At 38.7% G+C, this 1,947-nt stretch carries 3 protein-coding genes; all 3 read left to right on the top strand.

Going from position 1 to position 1,947, the window contains the following annotated elements; all coding sequences use genetic code 11:
- A partial coding sequence (locus Q0296_RS08750; protein WP_298039445.1) for a hypothetical protein occupies positions 1-189 on the top strand: 189 nt, incomplete at its 5' end.
- Between the two features lie 96 nt (positions 190-285).
- Positions 286-843 carry a ClpP family protease gene (locus Q0296_RS08745; RefSeq protein WP_298039442.1) on the top strand — a complete coding sequence of 186 codons (558 nt, stop codon included), beginning with the start codon at positions 286-288 and terminating at the stop codon, positions 841-843.
- Position 844: 1 nt separating this feature from the next.
- The coding region (locus Q0296_RS08740; RefSeq protein WP_298039439.1) for a hypothetical protein at positions 845-1,947 on the top strand (1,103 nt) is incomplete at its 3' end.

Genomic DNA, 1,947 nt, shown 5'->3' with positions numbered 1-1,947 from the left:
AGGCAGTGGCTTATAGATGATATCTACGGACTATATCTTGCCGTGCATACTCCTTTTAGATACAAAAACTCTGAAGAGCTAGCTAAAATTTACTTTGAAGATATCCTTGGTAAGAGCTTAAATTTGTTCATCTATGAAAAAAGAACTCCTGCTTTAGGACATCACATAAACGATATAGAGCTTTTATAAACTACCAAGCCACCGGCTCTAGAAGCAATAGGTGGAATTTAAAGGCTCATCTACTATCTTAAACTTCTCTCACAAAAATCAAAACAAGGAGAGAAGATGGCAGAGTTTGACAAGTTAAATTTCGCCGACATTCACATGAGCTTACTAGCTGATAGAAATATCTTTTTATATGGGCAGATCGATCAAGAAATTTGCCTAACTACACAAAAGACACTTTTGTATCTTGACAGCGTAGATCAAAGCGACATAAACATATATATAAGTGGCCCTGGAGGCTCGATATATGATGGCTTTGGACTAATCGACTTTATGAAGACCATAAAATCACCAATCAATACATTTTGCGTGGGGCTAGCTGCCTCTATGTCTGCACTCATATTTTTAAACGGAGATAAGCGCTATATGCTGCCAAACTCAAGCCTCATGCTTCATCAGCCTCTTGGCGGTGCATCGGGTCAGGCAAGCGACATCGAACTAATCGCAAATCAAATTTTAAAAATCAAATCAAAAGTCAATGAGATGATAAAGGCTAATAGTAACCTAAAAATAGCAAAGATAGAGCAACTCACCGATAGAGACTGCTATATAGACGCACCATTAGCCATTACTTATGGCCTAGCTAATGAAATAATATCAACCAATAAAGGAGAATAATATGTCAGTTTTTTCACTAATTAATAATACAAAAGGTGCAGCCCTCTGTGCTGCTTCAAACGCTCTTAGCATACCTATTAGCTTTACGCATGCGATGATAACAGGGCAAACAGGTTGCGGTAAGACCACTTCAGCGATCCTGCCAGCGATGGATGAGCGTATAAAAGTAGGGCATGGGATGCTTGTCTTTGACTACAAAGGAGTTGAGCATAAAAAGGTTAAATTTCTAGCCAAGAAGCATGGCAGACTAAAAGATGTCGTAATGATAAATGTGCCATGGGGGAACAAAATAAATATAATGGATGATGCAAGTGAGAGTTTATTGATGAATTTCTTTCAAAAGACATTTGGCACAAAGCGTGATCCTTTCTGGGGAAATTTAGCGGCAAATATCGCTACAAAGTCCCTTTCAACGATGAAGGCGATATGTGACCTTACAGAGCAAGGTTTTTGCACCCCATATATAGAAAATAGAGCAAAAGATATAAAGCCAAGCTTTGCAAATTTATGCAAATCAACCCAGCAACTAGGTGACTTTAAAAAATTTTATGCCTTAGTTAAGCTGGTAGATGATCATGTAAAAAGCGACACGGCATTTGCAAAAGGTATAAGCAAAAGAAGACATTTGGCCAGCTCTTTAAATGAGAAAATTTGGGCATTAGGCGAGTTTAATGAAAAATCTGAAAATTTCATACAAGCTTTTAAGGAGTATGAAGGTGTAAGAAATGATGAAGAGTCACAAAAAGCAAGGCTTTTCTCAAACTACACATTTATGCTTTTTGCCTTGCAAAGCATAGCTGACGATGAGATGCTAAACTATCATGGCAATAGCATAAGCAAGCTACTAAATGAAGGAAAGATAGTTGTTGTAAATTCTCAAGGGCTAAAGGATAGTGCGGTGGAGCTTATGCTAAATTCCACCCTTTCAAATATGGCGCAACGCATAGCAAATGAAGAGAAGGTGCCAGTTAGTATCTTTATAGATGAAGCGCAGCGTGTGCTAAATCCATCAACGGACCTGCACGCTGACGTGCTAAGAGAGGCTAGGGTCGAGCTCATACTCGCCTTTCAAAACGAAGACGTGCTAAAAAGTAGCCTTGGTAG

It is taken from the genome of uncultured Campylobacter sp., assembly GCF_937890585.1.
Taxonomy (GTDB): Bacteria; Campylobacterota; Campylobacteria; order Campylobacterales; family Campylobacteraceae; genus Campylobacter_A.
This window is presented reverse-complemented; position numbering and strand designations above follow the sequence as displayed.

Coding starts and splice junctions, on each gene's coding strand:
- Q0296_RS08745 (WP_298039442.1), top strand. CDS start 286: ATGGCAGAGTTTGACAAGTTAAATTTCGCCGACATTCACATGAGCTTA.